The sequence below is a fragment of the Kribbella sp. NPDC006257 genome (assembly GCF_040613535.1).
Taxonomy (GTDB): Bacteria; Actinomycetota; Actinomycetes; order Propionibacteriales; family Kribbellaceae; genus Kribbella.
In genome coordinates this window covers 174572-190210 of sequence record NZ_JBEXSJ010000007.1, presented here as the reverse complement: position 1 = coordinate 190210, position 15639 = coordinate 174572, and the positions used below count along the sequence as shown (strand labels likewise).

The window sequence follows — 15639 nt, the reverse complement described above, 5'->3', positions numbered from 1 at the left end:
CCGGACGCTGGCGATTTCTGGCGAAGGAAGCAGCAAACTGTGAAGACCATCGAAGACCTCGGTGACGTCGCCGGCCTGCGGGTGCTGGTGCGCTCGGACCTGAACGTCCCGATCGACGGCGACAAGATCGGTGACGACGGCCGGATCCGGGCCAGCGTCCCGACCCTGGTGAAGCTGGCCAAGGCCGGCGCCAAGGTGATCGTCACCGCGCACCTCGGCCGCCCGAAGGGCAAGCCGAACCCGGAGTTCACGCTGGCCCCGGTGGCCAAGCGGCTCGGCGAGTTGCTGGAGCCCGAGGGCATCACCGTGCGGTTCGCCACCGACGTGACCGGCGACAGCGCGCAGGAAGCCGTCCAGGAACTCGACGAGGGCGAGGTCCTGCTGCTCGAGAACGTCCGGTACGACGCACGCGAGGAGAGCAAGGACGAGGCCGAGCGCGGCGCGCTGGCCGACGAGCTGGCCGGCCTGGCCGACGTGTTCGTGAGCGACGGCTTCGGCGTAGTACACCGTAAGCAGGCCAGCGTGTACGACGTGGCGCGTAAGCTCCCGCACGCGGCCGGTGGCCTGGTGCTCGCCGAGGTCGAGGTGCTGAAGAAGCTCACCGAGGACCCGGCCCGCCCCTACGTCGTCGTACTGGGTGGCGCGAAGGTCTCCGACAAGCTCGCGGTGATCGACAACCTGATCGCCAAGGCGGACAAGCTGCTGATCGGTGGCGGCATGGTCTTCACCTTCCTCAAGGCGCAGGGCCACGAGGTCGGCAAGAGCCTGCTCGAGGACGACCAGCTGGACGCGGTCAAGGGTTACCTGGAGACCGCGAAGGCCAAGGGCGTCGAGATCGTGCTGCCGACCGACATCGTGGTCGCGCCCGAGTTCAAGGCCGACGCTCCCGCCACCGTGGTGGCCGCGGACGCGATCCCGGCCGACCAGCTCGGCCTGGACATCGGCCCGGACTCGGGCAAGGCCTTCGCCGCCGAGATCGCCGGTGCGAAGACGGTGTTCTGGAACGGCCCGATGGGCGTCTTCGAGATGGAGGCGTTCGCCGGTGGAACCAAGGCCGTCGCGCAGGCGTTGACGGAGGTGGACGGGCTCAGTGTGGTGGGTGGTGGCGATTCGGCCGCCGCCGTACGGCAGCTGGGCTTCGCCGACGATCAGTTCGGGCACATCTCCACCGGTGGTGGCGCGTCGCTCGAATACCTGGAGGGCAAAGAGCTCCCGGGTCTTGCTGTGCTGGAAGAGGACTGACACCTGATGGCTGACAACACTGCCCGTACGCCGTTGATGGCGGGCAACTGGAAGATGAACGTCAACCACGTCGAGGCCGTGCACCTGCTGCAGAAGCTGAGCTGGACGCTGCAGGACAAGAAGCACGACTTCGAGCGGGTCGAGGTGGCGGTGCTCCCGCCGTTCACCGACATCCGCAGCGTGCAGACGCTCGTCGACGGCGACCGGATGAAGATCGTGTACGGCGCGCAGGACATCTCTGTGCACGACGACGGCGCCTACACCGGTGAGATCTCGGCGGCGATGCTGTCGAAGCTCGGCTGCAGCTACGTGCTGGCCGGGCATTCGGAGCGCCGGCAGTACCACGGCGAGGACGACGCGACCGTGAACGCGAAGGCCACCAAGGCGCTGGCGGCCGGGATCACCCCGATCGTCTGTGTCGGCGAGGGCCTGGAGATCCGCAAGGCCGACGGTCACGTCGAGCACTGCCTGGCCCAGGTCGACGGCGCGATCGCCGGCCTGAAGCCGGACGAGGTGCGCAAGATCGTGATCGCCTACGAACCGGTCTGGGCGATCGGCACCGGCGAGGTGGCGACGCCGGAGGACGCGCAGGAGGTCTGCGCGGCGATCCGGGGCCGGCTGGAGGAGATTTCACCGGCTGTGGCCGATTCGGTACGGATTCTGTACGGCGGATCGGTGAAGATGGCCAGTGCAGGTGGCATCATGGCCCAGCCGGATGTCGACGGCTGCCTGGTGGGCGGTGCAAGCCTTAAGGTGGACGAGTTCGCCGGTATCTGCCGTTACCTGGACCTTCAGTTAGGCTACTCCTCGTGATTCTCGCTTTTCAGATCGTTGTCGTCATCTGCAGCCTGATCCTGACGCTGCTCGTGCTGCTGCACAAAGGCCGCGGTGGCGGCCTTTCCGACCTGTTCGGTGGTGGGGTCTCGTCCAGCCTGGGCGGTTCCTCGGTCGCCGAGCGGAACCTCGACCGGATCACGATCGGCGTCGGCCTGATCTGGTTCGCGGCCATCGTCGCGCTCGGCCTGCTGTACAAGCTCGGCTGAGAGGGGAGTAGCTCCCATGCCTGGTGGTGGCAGTGCGATTCGAGGTAGCCGGGTCGGCGCCGGACCGATGGGCGAGGCGGAGCGCGGCGACACCGCGCCCCGGCAGCGCGTCGTGTTCTTCTGTGCCAACGGACACGAGACCGCGACCGTGTTCGCGGTCGAGGCAGCGGTTCCGGAGGCCTGGGACTGTCCGAGGTGCGGTCTGCCGACCAGCACCGACGTCAACAACCCGCCGCCGCCCACCAAGATCGAGCCGTACAAGACGCACCTCGCCTATGTGAAGGAGCGTCGCAGCGAGTCCGAAGCCGCCGAGATCCTCGAAGAGGCCCTCGAAAAGCTCCGCGCCCGCCGCGCCCGCGGCGAAGTCATCTTCTGAAGCTCGCCAAGACCCGGGCAGTCCCCCGAACGGGACCGCCCGGGTCTTGTCGTGCACCCAGCCCGTACTACGGGCCGCCGTCCCCGGGCATCTCGCGCTCGGGTGGCCGGCGCGCGCGACATCGAACCAACCGCTGACAACGTCAACGGCAACCCTCGGCACCGCTGACCGCCCAGACCGCGAACCTTCGGGAACTCGCCATGACAACCTTCGGGCCGCCGAACTGCCCCTTCTCGCCGCCTCGATTCGCCGAATTTCCCACTTCCCGTCTCGACTCGCCGGTCTCGCGCCGACTACCCGTCTCGACTGGCCGTGGAATGTCCACTACCCGGCTCGACTTGCCGGTTTTGGTTGGAAAACCCGCGTGTCGAGACGGTAAGTGCGAGCGTCGCGGCCTGTCGGGACGGTGGGAGGCGACCAGGCTGGATTCGCGGGTGAGAGGTAGGTCGCGTACCACCGCCCTGCTTCGACGCCGGCCGAAGCGCGTCACCGGGCATTGCGTCCGAAGGACCGGAGGGCAGAGCTCTCGATCCTTCGGACGCAATGAGGCGTTAGGACAGCTGCGAAGCCGCTGCGTCGTCGATGAGCCAGAGGGTGCGGTCCAGGCCCTTTGGAGTAGCCGCCGGGACCGACGTGTCGCCCGCAACGCCCTTGGCAACGGCCTCAGCCTTGTCTTCGCCGGAGACGACGAACCAGACCTCGCGCGACCGCGCCAGCGTCGGGAACGTCAGCGACACCCGGGTCGGCGGCGGCTTGGGGGAGTCGTGGACGGCGACCGCCCACGCATCCTCCTCGGCCAGCTCCGGATACCCCGGGAACAACGACGCCACGTGCCCGTCAGGGCCAACACCCAGCATCAGTACGTCGAATGTCCGTACTCCGCTAGCCGCCAAGGCAGCCGCATAAGCCTCAGCCGCCGCCTCAGCGCCTTGACCGCTGTCCGCAGGCATCGGGTGCACCAGCGCGGGATCGACGTCGACGTGGGACAGCAACACGTCCCACGCCTGCGTCTCGTTCCGCTCGGGGTCTCCCGCCGGCAGGAAGCGTTCGTCGCCCCACCAGAACTCCACCCGCCGCCAGTCGATGGCGTGCCGGGCCGGCGAGTCCGCCACGGTTCCGTAGACCTTTGCCGCGACGCGGCCGCCGGTGAGCACCAGCTGCGCGATCCCACCACCGGCCTGTACGTCGATCAGCCGGGTGATCAGCCTGGCCGCGACGGCATGGGCCAGGCCTTCGGCGTCGCGGTTCCGGAGAATCTCAGCCGTCATGACCGCCCTGCCACCCGCTTGCCGGTCGCCTTCTTGGCAACGGCCTTACCGGCAGCCTTCTTCGCCGCCGGAGCAGCCTTCTTGGCCGCGACCGACTTGCGCGCCGACTTCGCCGCCGCGCTCGCCTTCTTCGCCACCGTCTTCTTGGCGGTGGTCTTCCGCGCAGCCGTCTTCTTCCCGGCAGCCGTCTTCCCGGCGGCCGTCTTCTTCGTGACAGCTGACGATGAGCCGCCGCCGGTCTTGCCGGCAGCTTCGAGCTCCGGCGACGCCGCCTTGCCCGCGACCTTCGTCGTACGGGCTGCGGCCTTCTCCGCCGCGGTCTGAGCGGACCTGCGATCGACGTCGCTCACGACCTTCGCCGAAGCGGGCATCTTCTCCCGCTCGACCAGGCACCCCAGAGTCTGCGCGTATACATCGTCCGGGTCGAGCCGCCGCAGCTCCTCGCTCAGCAGTTCGGAGGTGTTCCGCCGCTTCAAGGCGACCGGCCGATCCGGCTGACCGGGAATGCTGAACGTCGCCACCGCACCGTCCGGCCGCGTCAACGCGATCGGCCCGGCCGGAGTGAACATCCGTACGGCGGTGATGCCCGGCCCGCGCGAGATCCGCTGCTCCACCGGGACGCCGAGCCGGCTCTGCAGCCAAGCGGCCATCAGATCGGCGCTGGCGTTGCCCTTGGCCGACACCACCTCGGCGCCGGTCACCTTCGTGGGGTACTGGTCCAGCGCGGCGGCCATCAACGCACGCCACCCGGTCAGCCGGCTCCACGCGAAGTCGGTGTCGCCGGGCGCATACCCCTCGGCCCGGACGGTGAAGTCCACCGAGCCTCGCCGGGTCGCGGCCGCGTCGGTGACCCGGCGCCGGCCGAGCGCACCGAGCGGGTCCTCGTTCGGAACCTTCGGCCCGCCACCCGGCCACCAGACGATGACAGGGGAGTCGGGCAGCAGCAGCGGCGTGATGACGGACTCGGGCACCTTGGCGAGTTCGCCGTGCAGCCGCAGCAGTACCGCCTCGCCAGGAATCCCCTCACCGACCCGTACCTCGGCGTCGAGGCCGCCCGTACCCCGGCCGGGGCGCAGGATTGCCACCAGCACCCGCGAGGGGTGTTCGCGACCGGCCTCGTTCGCCGCCTTCATCGCGTCGTGGTGGGACGCCTCGTCGACGACCACCACGATGGTGCCGACCATGCCCATCGCCGGGGAGCCTGCGTTGCGCCGCGCCTTCAGCAGCGCCGACGCGATCTCCGCCGACGTGGTGCTGGTGAGGTCGATGATCATGGCCGCCTCCAGGCGCGTCCGTCGCGGGCGAGCATCTCGTGGGCGGAGTCGGGTCCCCAGGCACCGGAGGCGTACTGCTCCGGCTTGCCGTGCTCGGCCCAGTAGTTGATCACCGGGTCGAGGATCTTCCAGCCGAGCTCCACCTCGGTGTGCTGGGGGAACAGCGGCGGGTCGCCGAGCAGCACGTCGAGGATGAGCCGCTCGTAGGCCTCGGGGGACGACTCGGTGAAGGACCCGCCGTACGCGAAGTCCATGTTCACGTCGCGGATCTCCATCATCGTGCCGGGCACCTTCGCCCCGAACCGCATCGTGATGCCCTCGTCCGGCTGGATCCGCATCACCAGGGCGTTCTGGCCGAGTTCCTCGGTCTCCGTCTTGGTGAACGGCAGGTGCGGCGCGCGCTTGAACATGACGGCCACCTCGGTGACGCGCCGGCCCAGTCGCTTGCCGGTCCGCAGGTAGAACGGGACGCCGGCCCAGCGGCGGGTGTCCACGTCGACGCGCAGCGCCGCGAAGGTCTCCGTTGCCGAGTCCTTGGGGATCCCGTCTTCCTGCAGGTAGCCCTTGACCTTCGTGCCTCCGGCCCAGCCCGCCGCGTACTGACCGCGTGCGGTGTGCAGGCTGAGGTCCTCCGGCAGCTTCACCGCCGCGAGCACCTTCTTCTTCTCCTGACGCAGTGACCAGGCGTCGAAGCTGACCGGCTCTTCCATCGCGATCAGCGCGAGCAGCTGGAGCAGGTGGTTCTGGATCACGTCACGGGCGGCACCGATGCCGTCGTAGTACCCGGCGCGGCCGCCGATGCCGATGTCCTCGGCCATCGTGATCTGCACGTGGTCGACGTAGTGGCTGTTCCAGACCGGCTCGAACATGGCGTTGGCGAACCGCAGCGCCAGCATGTTCTGGACGGTCTCCTTGCCCAGGTAGTGGTCGATCCGGAAGACCGCTTCGGGCGGGAAGACCGACTCGACCACCCGGTTCAGCTCCCGGGCGCTCTTCAGATCGTGCCCGAACGGCTTCTCGATCACCACCCGGCGCCACGAGCCCGGGGTCTCCTTGGTCAGGCCGTGCTCGTTCAGCTGCTGCACGACCTGCGGGAACAGGCCAGGCGGGATGGACAGGTAGAAGGCGTGGTTGCCACCCGTGCCGCGGTTGACGTCGAGCTCGTCCACGGTTTCCTTCAGCCGCTTGAACGCCTCGTCGTCGGTCAGGTCACCCGGAACGAACCGGAAGCCCTCGGCCAGTTGCTGCCAGACCTCTTCGCGGAACGGCGTCCGGGCGTGCTCCTTGACGGAGTCGTGCACGATCTGCGCGAAATCCTGGTTGGTGAAGTCCCGCCGGGCGAAGCCGACCAGCGCGAAACCGGGCGGCAACAGGCCCCGGTTGGCCAGGTCGTACACCGCCGGCATCAACTTCTTACGGGCCAGGTCGCCGGTGACGCCGAATATCACCAGGCTGCAAGGCCCAGCAATCCGGGGAAGCCGCCGGTCCTGCGGATCCCTGAGCGGGTTCACAGGACCGGTCAGATCCTCGTCGAGTTCTGCGGTCATGCGCCGCTTGCCTCCGATGATTTGTCTGGAGCGTCGAGTAGAGAGATGAGCTGCTCGACACCGGCGGCGGGATCGGTGAGGTGCAGCCGTAGTACGGGACGGCCACGGTCGGCCAGTACACCGGCGTCGCCGGCGGCCTGGGCCGAGATCAGCGTGCCGAACGAGAACGGCCGGTCGGGGATCTCGACGTCGGTGGATTCCGACGAGGTGATCTGGAGGAAGACGCCCTGCGGATGGCCGCCCTTGTGGTACTGCCCGGTCGAGTGCAGGAACCGCGGTCCCCAGCCGAAGGTCACCGGACGACCGGTCCGGGTGCTGAGCGCGGGCCGGATGGCCATCAGGTTCTCGTCGCGCTCGGAGTCCAGGTACGCCATGACTGCGAGGTACCCATCTTCGCCGAGCTTGCCCAGCAGCGACTCCAGCGCTCCTTCGACGGTGTCGATGCCGTCGAGCAGACCCTCGGTCCCACGAACCTCCACAGCACCGTCCGTGAAGGCAGCAGCCTCCGGCTCCGGCTGCGCGTCCAGTAGACCGCGAGCCGCCTTCTTGGCGCTCTCCACGTCGGGCTGGTCGAACGGGTTGATCCCGAGCAGGTAGCCGGCCACAGCAGTGGCCGTCTCCCACAGCAGCATCTGCCCACCGAGCGAACCAGACGTCAGAGCAGTCGGTACGTCGCTTGTCGCCTTGTCGGCCAGCAGCGCATTGACGATGTCCGTCGCGTTGCTGTGCAGCTCCGGAGCGTGCAGCCCCTTCACCGCGACCGGCAACACACCAGTGCCGTTCTTCCCGGTGCTCTCGGCGATCAACTGCTCCGCCCAGTCCGGGAACCCGACGATGTCCGTGCCCTCGGCAGTGATGATCGCCTTGTCGCGACCCTCACTAGCAGCCAGTACTGCGCCCAGCAGGAGCGCCGGGTTGTCCGCAGAGTCGGCCTGCAGCGCAGGAGCCGCCTCGGCAGCCTGGTCGAGCAGCTCGGCCACGTCGGCACCGGCAAGACCGGAAGGCACCAGCCCGAAGGCGGTGAGCGCGCTGTAGCGGCCACCGACGTTCGGGTCGGCCAGGAAGGTCTTGCGGTAGCCCTCGTCGGCCGAGAGCTTCTCGAACGGCGAACCCGGGTCGGTCACCACGACCACCCGCGACGCCGCGTCGATTCCGGCATCGGTGAACGCCTTCACGAAAACGCGCCGCTGGCTGTCGGTCTCGACGGTGCCGCCGGACTTGCTCGACACGACGATCACCGTGCGCTGGAGGTCACCGGCCAGCGCCCGCGCGATCACGCTCGGGTTGGTCGAGTCCAGCACGACCAGCTCGACGCCGGCCGTCTTGGTGATCACCTCGGGCGCGAGCGACGAACCGCCCATGCCCGCGAGCACGATCCGGTCCAGGCCCTCGGCCCGCAGGTCGGCCAGCAGCGCCTCGATCTCGGCCAGCAGCGGCCGCGAGGTGTCGTGCAGGTCGACCCAGTTCAGCCGGATCGCCGACTCGGACTCGGCCTCCGGACCCCAGATGGTGGCGTCCTTGGCCGCGATCCGGGAGGCGATCTTCTCCGCGACGAGCCGCTCGATCGTCGCGGCGTACTCGCCGTTGACGGCGGAAACGGTCGGAGTGCTCACTTGGCGGCCGCCTTGAGGGCTGTCGTCACGGTGTCCTGCAGCTCGGTCCAGGACGCATCGAACTTGCTGACGCCCTCGTCCTCGAGCACCTGCACGACCTCGTCGTAGGAGATGCCGAGCGCCTCCAGGTCGGCGATCACCTTGCGGTCGGCGTCGTAGTCACCGCGGACGGTGTCACCCGGCACGTCGCCGTGGTCGGCGAACGCGTCGATGGTTGCCTGCGGCATCGTGTTCACCACGCCACCGGTGATCAGCTGCTCGACGTACATGGTGTCCTTGTACGCCGGGTCCTTCACGCCGGTGGAGGCCCACAGCGGGCGCTGCGGCTTGGCGCCGACGGTCTCGATCTCGCGCCAGCGGTCGGAGGAGAAGATCTCCTCGTACGCCTCGAAGGCGAGCCGGGCGTTGGCGATCGCCGCCTTGCCCTTGAGTGCCTTAGCCTCATCGCTGCCGATGGCATCGAGTCGCTTGTCGACCTCAGTGTCCACCCGGCTCACGAAGAACGACGCGACGCTGCCGAGCTTGGTGACGTCGTGCCCGTTGTCGATCGCCTTCTCGACGCCGGTCAGGAACGCGTCGGCCACCGCCCTGTAGCGCTCCAGCGAGAAGATCAGCGTTACGTTCACACTGATGCCCTGGGCAAGCGTCTCGGCGATCGCCGGGATGCCTTCCTTGGTGGCCGGGATCTTGACGAAGACGTTCTCCCGGCCGACGGTGTCCCACAGCTCCTTGGCCTGGGCGACCGTCTTCGCGGTGTCGCGGGCCAGCCCGGGCTCGACCTCGATCGAGACCCGGCCGTCGACCCCCTCGGAGTCGTCGTAGACCGGCTTGAACAGGTCGGCGGCGTCGCGGACGTCGTCGGTGGTGATCACCCGGATCGCCTGGTCGGTCGAGACGCCCTCGGCGGCCAGGGTGTGCACCTGGTCGGCGTACGCGTTCTTGTCGGAGATGGCCTTGGCGAAGATCGTCGGGTTGGTGGTCACCCCGCTGATGTGCTGGTCGTGGATCAGGTCCGCCAGGCTGCCACTGGTCAGGCGCTGCCGGGAGAGGTCGTCGAGCCAGATGGAAACCCCGGCGTCGGCGAGGTCTTTCAAACGATCGGTCATGTCCGAAGCCCTCCGAAATGTTCTGTTGTGGATGTTCAGTTGGCGGCGTAGGTGTCGGCCGGCCCGACCGGACCCGCAGCGGCACGTGCTGGCGCAACACCGCTGCCACCGAGTTCGGTGGCTGCCGCGATGCTGTCCTTGGCTGCCTGTACGACGGCGTCGGCGGTGATCCCGAACTCCGTGTACAGCTTCTGGTAGTCGGCCGACGCACCGTAGTGCTCCAGGCTGACGCTGCGCCCGGCGTCACCGACGATCTCGCGCCAGCCGAGCTTGATCCCGGCCTCGACCGAGACCCGGGCCCGGACACCGGCCGGGATGACCGACTCGCGGTAGGCGTCGTCCTGCTCGTCGAACCACTCGCGGGAGACCAGCGAGACGACCCGGGCCTTGATGCCCTCGTCGGCCAGCTTCGCGCGGGCCTCGACGGCCAGCTGCAGCTCCGAGCCGGTGCCGATCAGGATCACGTCCGGCGTGCCCTCGGTGTCGAGCAGCGTGTAGCCGCCCTTGTGCACGTTCTCGGTGGTCGCGTAGCCGTCCGTACCGCGCGGGTAGGTCGGCACGTTCTGCCGGGTCAGCACCAGGCCGGCCGGCCGGTCGGTGTGCTCGAGGATCTGCGCCCAGGCGGCCGCCGTCTCGTTCGCGTCGGCCGGGCGGACCACGTCCAGGCCCGGGATCGCCCGCAGCGCGGCCAGGTGCTCCACCGGCTGGTGGGTCGGGCCGTCCTCGCCGAGGCCGATCGAGTCGTGCGTCCAGACGTAGGTGACGGGCAGCTTCATCAACGCGGCCAGCCGGACCGACGGCCGCATGTAGTCGCTGAAGACGAGGAACGTTCCGCCGTACGGGCGGGTCCGGCCGTGCAGGGCGATGCCGTTCAGGATCGAACCCATGCCGTGCTCGCGGATGCCGAAGTGCAGCACCCGGCCGTACTCGTTGCCCTGGAACTCCTTGGTGGCGTGCTCGGCCGGGATGAAGGACGGCTGGCCCTTCGGGGTGGTGTTGTTCGAGCCGGCCAGGTCGGCCGAACCGCCCCACAGCTCCGGCAGCTCCGGCGCGATCTTGGTCAGCACCTCACCGGAGGCGGCCCGGGTGGCGACGCCCTTCGCGTCGGCGTCCCAGCTCGGCAGCGCGTCCTTCCAGCCCTTCGGCAGCTCCCGCTTGCCCAGCCGGTCGAACAGCTCGGCGGCCTCGGGGGCGCCGGTCCGCCACGCGTCGAACTTCTGCGTCCACTCGTCCTGCAGCGCCTGACCGCGCTCGACCGCCTTGCGGGTGTGCTCGATCACGTCCGCGGCGACCTCGAAGCTCTGCTCCGGGTCGAAGCCGAGGATCTTCTTCGTGGCGGCGACCTCAGCGGCCCCCGCGGCGGAGCCGTGGATCTTGCCGGTGTTCTGCGCGTTCGGCGCCGGCCAGCCGATGATCGTGTGCAGCCGGATGAAGGTCGGCTTGTCGGTGACCGCGTGGCCGGCCTCGATCGCGTCGTACAGGGCCTGCACGTCTTCTTCGTAGCCGGTGCCGCCGTTGGTCCAGTCGACGTCGTGGACGTCCCAGCCGTACGCCGCGTAGCGGGCCGCCACGTCCTCGGAGAACGCGATGTTCGTGTCGTCCTCGATGGAGATCTTGTTGGCGTCGTAGATCAGCGTCAGGTTGCCCAGCTGCTGGTGACCCGCGAGCGACGACGCCTCGGCCGAGACGCCCTCCTCCAGGTCGCCGTCGGAGGCGATCACGTAGATCCGGTGGTCGAAGGAGCTCTGACCGGCCGCGGTGTCCGGATCGAACAGGCCGCGCTCGCGGCGGGCGGCCATCGCCATCCCGACCGCGTTGCCGACGCCCTGGCCGAGCGGACCGGTGGTGGTCTCGACCCCGGGTGTGTGCTTGTACTCCGGGTGGCCCGGCGTCGAGCTGCCCCAGGTGCGCAGCGACTTCAGGTCATCCAGCTCCAGGCCGAAGCCGGCCAGGTACAGCTGGATGTACAGGGTCAGGCTGGAGTGCCCGGCGGACAGCACGAACCGGTCGCGGCCGTCCCAGTGCGGGTCCGCGGGATTGTGCCGCATCACCTTCTGGAACAGCAGATACGCGGCCGGCGCGAGGCTCATCGCCGTACCGGGGTGGCCGTTGCCGACCTTCTCCACAGCGTCCAGCGCGAGCACGCGTACGGTGTCCACCGCACGCTTGTCGAGCTCGGTCCAGTCAAGCTTGGGGCTGGTCTTCTCCGTCACGCCGGCGGCGCTCCTCTCAATGGCTGCGAACACTCCGTCTGGTCGGTGTCCGAGGGGCCGGCCGGGACCGTTGGTCTCCCGCCGTGCGCACCCGCGCTGCACCGTGAGCGAGCCTACTCGCCCGGTTGTCTCCAGCCCTTCATACCTCGCCAACCGGTCCGGCAGGTTGCTTGTTCCCGAACGTCTCGGAGCTCACACTCCGGCCCGCGGGTGGGTCGGTTAGGGGACTCCTACGGCCCGTCGTAGACTGTCGAATCGTCAGCGCCGGTACCCGGCGTCAACCCACTCAGTTCGAGGTGTTCGTGACGGCCGTCGACCCGCGTCCAGCCGCGACGACGTCGTACCCGGCGCCGCTACCGACCGACCCAGCCCTGGAGATCGACCAGTCCCAGGTGACCGTGGGTCCGTCGGTCCGCGACGTGATCAAGGCGTACGTCGGTCTGACCAAGCCGCGCATCATCGAGCTCCTGCTGATCACGACCGTGCCGGTGATGTTCCTGGCCGCGGGTGGCGTGCCGGGGCTCGGGGTGGTCGCGGCGACCCTGCTCGGCGGCATCCTGGCCGCCGGGAGCGCGAACACGATCAACTGCGTGCTGGACCGCGACATCGACGAGCAGATGCGCCGGACCCGGCGCCGCCCGTTGCCGCGGCACGCGGTCAGCCCGCGCTCGGCGACCGTCTTCGGCGTCGTGCTGGGGATCCTGGCGACGCTCGAGCTCGGCCTGCTGGTGAACTGGCTGTCCTCGCTGCTGGCGCTCGCGGCGAACGCCTTCTACGTCTTCGGCTACACGATGGTGCTCAAGCGCCGGACCGTGCAGAACATCGTCTGGGGCGGGATCGCCGGCTGCTTCCCGACCCTGATCGGCTGGACCTCGGTCACGAACTCGCTGGCCTGGACGCCGCTGGTGCTGTTCGGCGTGGTCTTCTTCTGGACTCCTCCGCACACCTGGGCGCTGGCGATGCGCTACCGCGAGGACTACGCGTCGGTGGACGTCCCGATGCTCCCGGTCGTCGCGACGCCGGTTCAGACTGCCCGCCAGATCCTTGCCTACAGCATCGTCATGGTTCTCACCTCGATCGCCCTGTGGCCCGTCGGCGACACCGGCTTCGTCTACCCGCTGGCGGCCGTAGTACTGGGCGTCGTCTTCCTCCGCGAAGCCTTCGCCCTCCTCGCCCGAGCCAACACCGGAGCCGAAGGCCCCGCCCTCCGCCCCATGCGCCTCTTCCACTTCTCCAACATCTACCTGGCCCTCCTCTTCATAGCCGCAGCCATAGACCCCCTCCTGCACTAACCCACTCGCTTCCCGGCTCCACTCGTGACTTACCGGATCGACTCACCGAATTTTCTCCAAAAAGTCGGCGAGTCGAGCCGGTAGGTGGCGGCCAAGCCGCAAGTCGATCCGCACTCAGGTGTTGCCCGAAAGGGCAGTAAAGGTTGGGGTTTCGGGGTGTGAGCGGTTGGTGGCGGGGAGTTCTCTGGTTGACCTGTTCGGCTCCTGGTGTTGCCATGAAGTGTCCTCGAAGGACTCTTCGGGCTGGGGAGGGCAGAGGCTAGGGGGAAGGTAGTGGGGGTTGGAAAAGCACGAATAGCAGCGGTATCGGTGGTGGCGTTGCTGGGAGTGACGTTGTCGGTCGGGCCTGCCTCGGCAGGTGGGCACAGTGCTCTGCAGCCGGTGGTGACCGGGCTGGACGGGCCTCGTGGGGTCGCGGTCAGCGCCGATGGGTCGAAGGTCGTCTACAGCGTGACCGACGGTTCGGTCTACGAGGCCTCCGCGTACGGGCTGAACAAGCACATCCGCAAACTCGGACAGGTGCCCGGAGGCTTCCCGCCGGCGATCGATACCAACGTCTGGGGTACGACGTACGCCCTCACCGGTGGTGGCGGACCGGAGGGCGAGGCGCCGCCAGGTGGAGCGACGCTCTTCAAGCTGAGGCCCGGCAAGTCGGCGCAGGTGGTTGCCGACATCGCGGCGTACCAGGCGCATGATCCGGACCCGTACGACCTGGAGAACGCACCGACCGAGTCGAACCCGTTCGGGGTGGCCGCGCTGCGCGACCGCACTGTGCTGGTGTCGGATGCGGCCGGCAACGATCTGCTGAGGGTCTGGCCGAACGGGCACATCAAGACCGTGGCGAGGATCAAGCCGCGCACCGTCAAGGTGCCATCGGGTCTGCCTGCCACCGACCCGGAAGGCAACCCGTTGCCACCGGCCGGTACGCCGATGCCGGCCGAAGGCGTCGCGACCTCGGTGACGGTCGGTTCGGACGGCTACTACTACCTGGGCGAGCTCCGGGGCTTCCCGGCCACGCCCGGTACGTCGGAGATCTGGCGGATCAAGCCGGGTGCCACCAACGCCGTCTGCGACCCGGCGCACCCGTACCGGGGTGACTGCCAGCGGTACGCCGACGGCTACACGTCGATCGTCGATCTGGGCGCCGGCCCGGGCAACAAGATCTACGTCGTCGAGCTGGCGAGGGCGAGCTGGCTGCAGTTCGAGCTCAACGGAGCGACCGAGGGTGCGCTGTTCGTGCAGTACCGCGGCGGGCACCAGCGGGGCGGCTTCCGGCACGAGCTCGCCAAGGGACAGCTGAACCTGCCGGGTGGTGTCGGGGTCAGCAAGAGCGGGGTCGTGTACGTCGCGTCGCCGATCTTCGGCCCAGGTTCGGTGGCGAGAGTCAGGTACTAACCGAAGGGGCACCGTCGCGGCGATGCCCGGGCAGCAACGGCGAATCCGGGTTCCGGAGGATGCCGGCCTGCTGCACAGTAGAGACAACCCGGAGCGTCCGGCTTAACCAACTGGGCTTGGCGCTCCGGGTCCTCCATGTCAGTGAAGTGCGGCCACGATTCCGTCTGCCAAGCCGCCTCGCCAGCAAGCCTGGTCGTGACCACCGCGGTATTCCCTGAACACCACAGCGTGGCCGCTGCCCTGCAGGACATCGCGGAATCGGTGATTGGCCGCCAGGAGGTCACCTTCCTGGCTGCCGACTTCCAGGAAGAATCGGAGCTGCGGGCCGGCCTTCTCATAGGCAGCGATCACGGCCGCACCAGCCAGTCCGCCGGACTCGTCGCCCGGCCACCAGAGAGCGGCTGATTGACCGATCACCCAGCCGACCTGATCCGGTGCGATGGCCGCCACATGGGCAGCGGCCAGCCCGCCAAGGCTCTGCCCGGCCAGCACTGTGCGACTCGGGTCGTCCGTGACCCGATGGTTGGCCCGGAGATAGGGCAACAGCTCGGCCAGGACGAACTCGGCGAACTGGTCCGGATGGGTCAGGCTGCGGATCCGTGCCGGCCCGCGCTCGACGGAACCGTTGATCGACCCGATCAGGACCGCGACGAACGGCGGTACGACGCGGTCGGCGACCAGGTTCGCGAACGTAGCCGTGACTCCCATCCGCACCCAGGAGCCACCGTCGAAGGAGATCACAACTGGCAATTGCTCCAGCGACTGATCCGTGGCGGGCGTCCAGACGTGGATCACGGAGTCGCCCAGCTCGACCCGGGTCACCTCTCCCGCTGGTACGCCGGGACGCGGGGTGACCCAAGGCTGCGGCAATGCCCCCGGCAGTTCCAGAATCGAGGCCGGCCCGGGATTGCCCCAGAGCGCCCCCGGCGGCAGGGTCTCGCGGGCCGTCGGATCCGGCACGCCGGCCGCAAGAATCTGCAGCCAGCGGTCCTCGTCCGGCGTCTGCCCACGCAACGGCCGATCGCGAACCGGACAGAGCTGGTACGACGTCCGCAGGTCGGCGGGCAGCTTCGAAGCCCAGGTCCAGCTACCGCTTGGTCCGGGATTCATCAGGTAGGGGGACAGATCGCCCGCTTCGTGGGCGTCATCGGTGAGCGCAATGAGCCTGACAAGGACGTCGACCGCCGGGTGCGTCCGGTCGGTGTCAGTCCATCGCAGGGTGACCTCGTACTCCGGGTCCAAGCTCTCTCGTTGATACATACCTCGTCGT

13 protein-coding genes are annotated in these 15639 nt (G+C 68.7%); 6 read left to right on the top strand and 7 right to left on the bottom strand.

Annotated elements, in window-relative coordinates; genetic code table 11:
- The first annotated feature begins 39 nt into the window (after positions 1 to 39).
- From ABZ004_RS11400 to ABZ004_RS11385, 4 genes are read left to right on the top strand one after another with little or no spacing between them, the layout of a single operon-like run.
- Positions 40 to 1242 (top strand): phosphoglycerate kinase, encoded by a 1203-nt coding sequence (locus ABZ004_RS11400; RefSeq protein WP_355679700.1) that lies wholly within the window; start codon positions 40 to 42, stop codon positions 1240 to 1242.
- Between the two features lie 6 nt (positions 1243 to 1248).
- The gene (gene tpiA / locus ABZ004_RS11395; RefSeq protein WP_355679699.1) at positions 1249 to 2055 is read left to right on the top strand and encodes a triose-phosphate isomerase; all 807 of its coding nucleotides are present in this window, start codon (positions 1249 to 1251) and stop codon (positions 2053 to 2055) included.
- Positions 2052 to 2285 (top strand): preprotein translocase subunit SecG, encoded by a 234-nt coding sequence (gene secG, locus ABZ004_RS11390; protein ID WP_077013974.1) that lies wholly within the window; start codon positions 2052 to 2054, stop codon positions 2283 to 2285. Before tpiA ends, secG begins: the two co-directional genes overlap by 4 nt.
- 16 nt (positions 2286 to 2301) lie before the next feature.
- Positions 2302 to 2661 carry an RNA polymerase-binding protein RbpA gene (locus tag ABZ004_RS11385; RefSeq protein ID WP_133983682.1) on the top strand — a complete coding sequence of 120 codons (360 nt, stop codon included), beginning with the start codon at positions 2302 to 2304 and terminating at the stop codon, positions 2659 to 2661.
- 551 nt (positions 2662 to 3212) lie between these two features.
- Here the strand turns inward: ABZ004_RS11385 and pgl are convergent.
- Genes pgl through tkt form a run of 6 tightly spaced genes read right to left on the bottom strand, consistent with a single transcriptional unit; the run spans position 3213 to position 11682 of the window.
- Entirely contained in the window at positions 3213 to 3929 is a 717-nt protein-coding gene (gene pgl, locus ABZ004_RS11380) for a 6-phosphogluconolactonase (RefSeq protein ID WP_355679698.1), read from the bottom strand.
- The gene (locus ABZ004_RS11375; RefSeq protein ID WP_355679697.1) at positions 3926 to 5203 is read right to left on the bottom strand and encodes a glucose-6-phosphate dehydrogenase assembly protein OpcA; all 1278 of its coding nucleotides are present in this window, start codon (positions 5201 to 5203) and stop codon (positions 3926 to 3928) included. Before ABZ004_RS11375 ends, pgl begins: the two co-directional genes overlap by 4 nt.
- Positions 5200 to 6750, bottom strand: a complete 1551-nt coding sequence (zwf, locus tag ABZ004_RS11370) for a glucose-6-phosphate dehydrogenase (RefSeq protein WP_355679696.1) — start codon at positions 6748 to 6750, stop codon at positions 5200 to 5202. Before zwf ends, ABZ004_RS11375 begins: the two co-directional genes overlap by 4 nt.
- Positions 6747 to 8363 carry a glucose-6-phosphate isomerase gene (locus tag ABZ004_RS11365; protein ID WP_355679695.1) on the bottom strand — a complete coding sequence of 539 codons (1617 nt, stop codon included), beginning with the start codon at positions 8361 to 8363 and terminating at the stop codon, positions 6747 to 6749. Before ABZ004_RS11365 ends, zwf begins: the two co-directional genes overlap by 4 nt.
- Positions 8360 to 9469: a transaldolase gene (gene tal / locus ABZ004_RS11360; RefSeq protein WP_355679694.1), complete on the bottom strand. Its 1110-nt coding sequence runs from the start codon at positions 9467 to 9469 to the stop codon at positions 8360 to 8362. The genes ABZ004_RS11365 and tal overlap by 4 nt, the downstream gene beginning before the upstream one ends.
- A gap of 35 nt (positions 9470 to 9504) precedes the next feature.
- Complete coding sequence (gene tkt / locus ABZ004_RS11355) at positions 9505 to 11682, bottom strand: transketolase (RefSeq protein ID WP_355679693.1); 2178 nt, start codon at positions 11680 to 11682, stop codon at positions 9505 to 9507.
- A gap of 371 nt (positions 11683 to 12053) precedes the next feature.
- On the opposite strand from tkt, the gene ABZ004_RS11350 reads away from it, so the two are divergent.
- Entirely contained in the window at positions 12054 to 12974 is a 921-nt protein-coding gene (locus ABZ004_RS11350) for a heme o synthase (protein WP_355679776.1), read from the top strand.
- A 312-nt stretch (positions 12975 to 13286) separates the two neighbouring features.
- A complete protein-coding gene (locus ABZ004_RS11345; RefSeq protein WP_355679692.1) occupies positions 13287 to 14369 on the top strand; it encodes a ScyD/ScyE family protein in 1083 nt (360 codons plus the stop codon).
- A gap of 138 nt (positions 14370 to 14507) precedes the next feature.
- Here the strand turns inward: ABZ004_RS11345 and ABZ004_RS11340 are convergent, their stop codons facing one another.
- Complete coding sequence (locus ABZ004_RS11340; RefSeq protein WP_355679691.1) at positions 14508 to 15629, bottom strand: alpha/beta hydrolase-fold protein; 1122 nt, start codon at positions 15627 to 15629, stop codon at positions 14508 to 14510.
- Between the last annotated feature and the right edge of the window lie 10 nt (positions 15630 to 15639).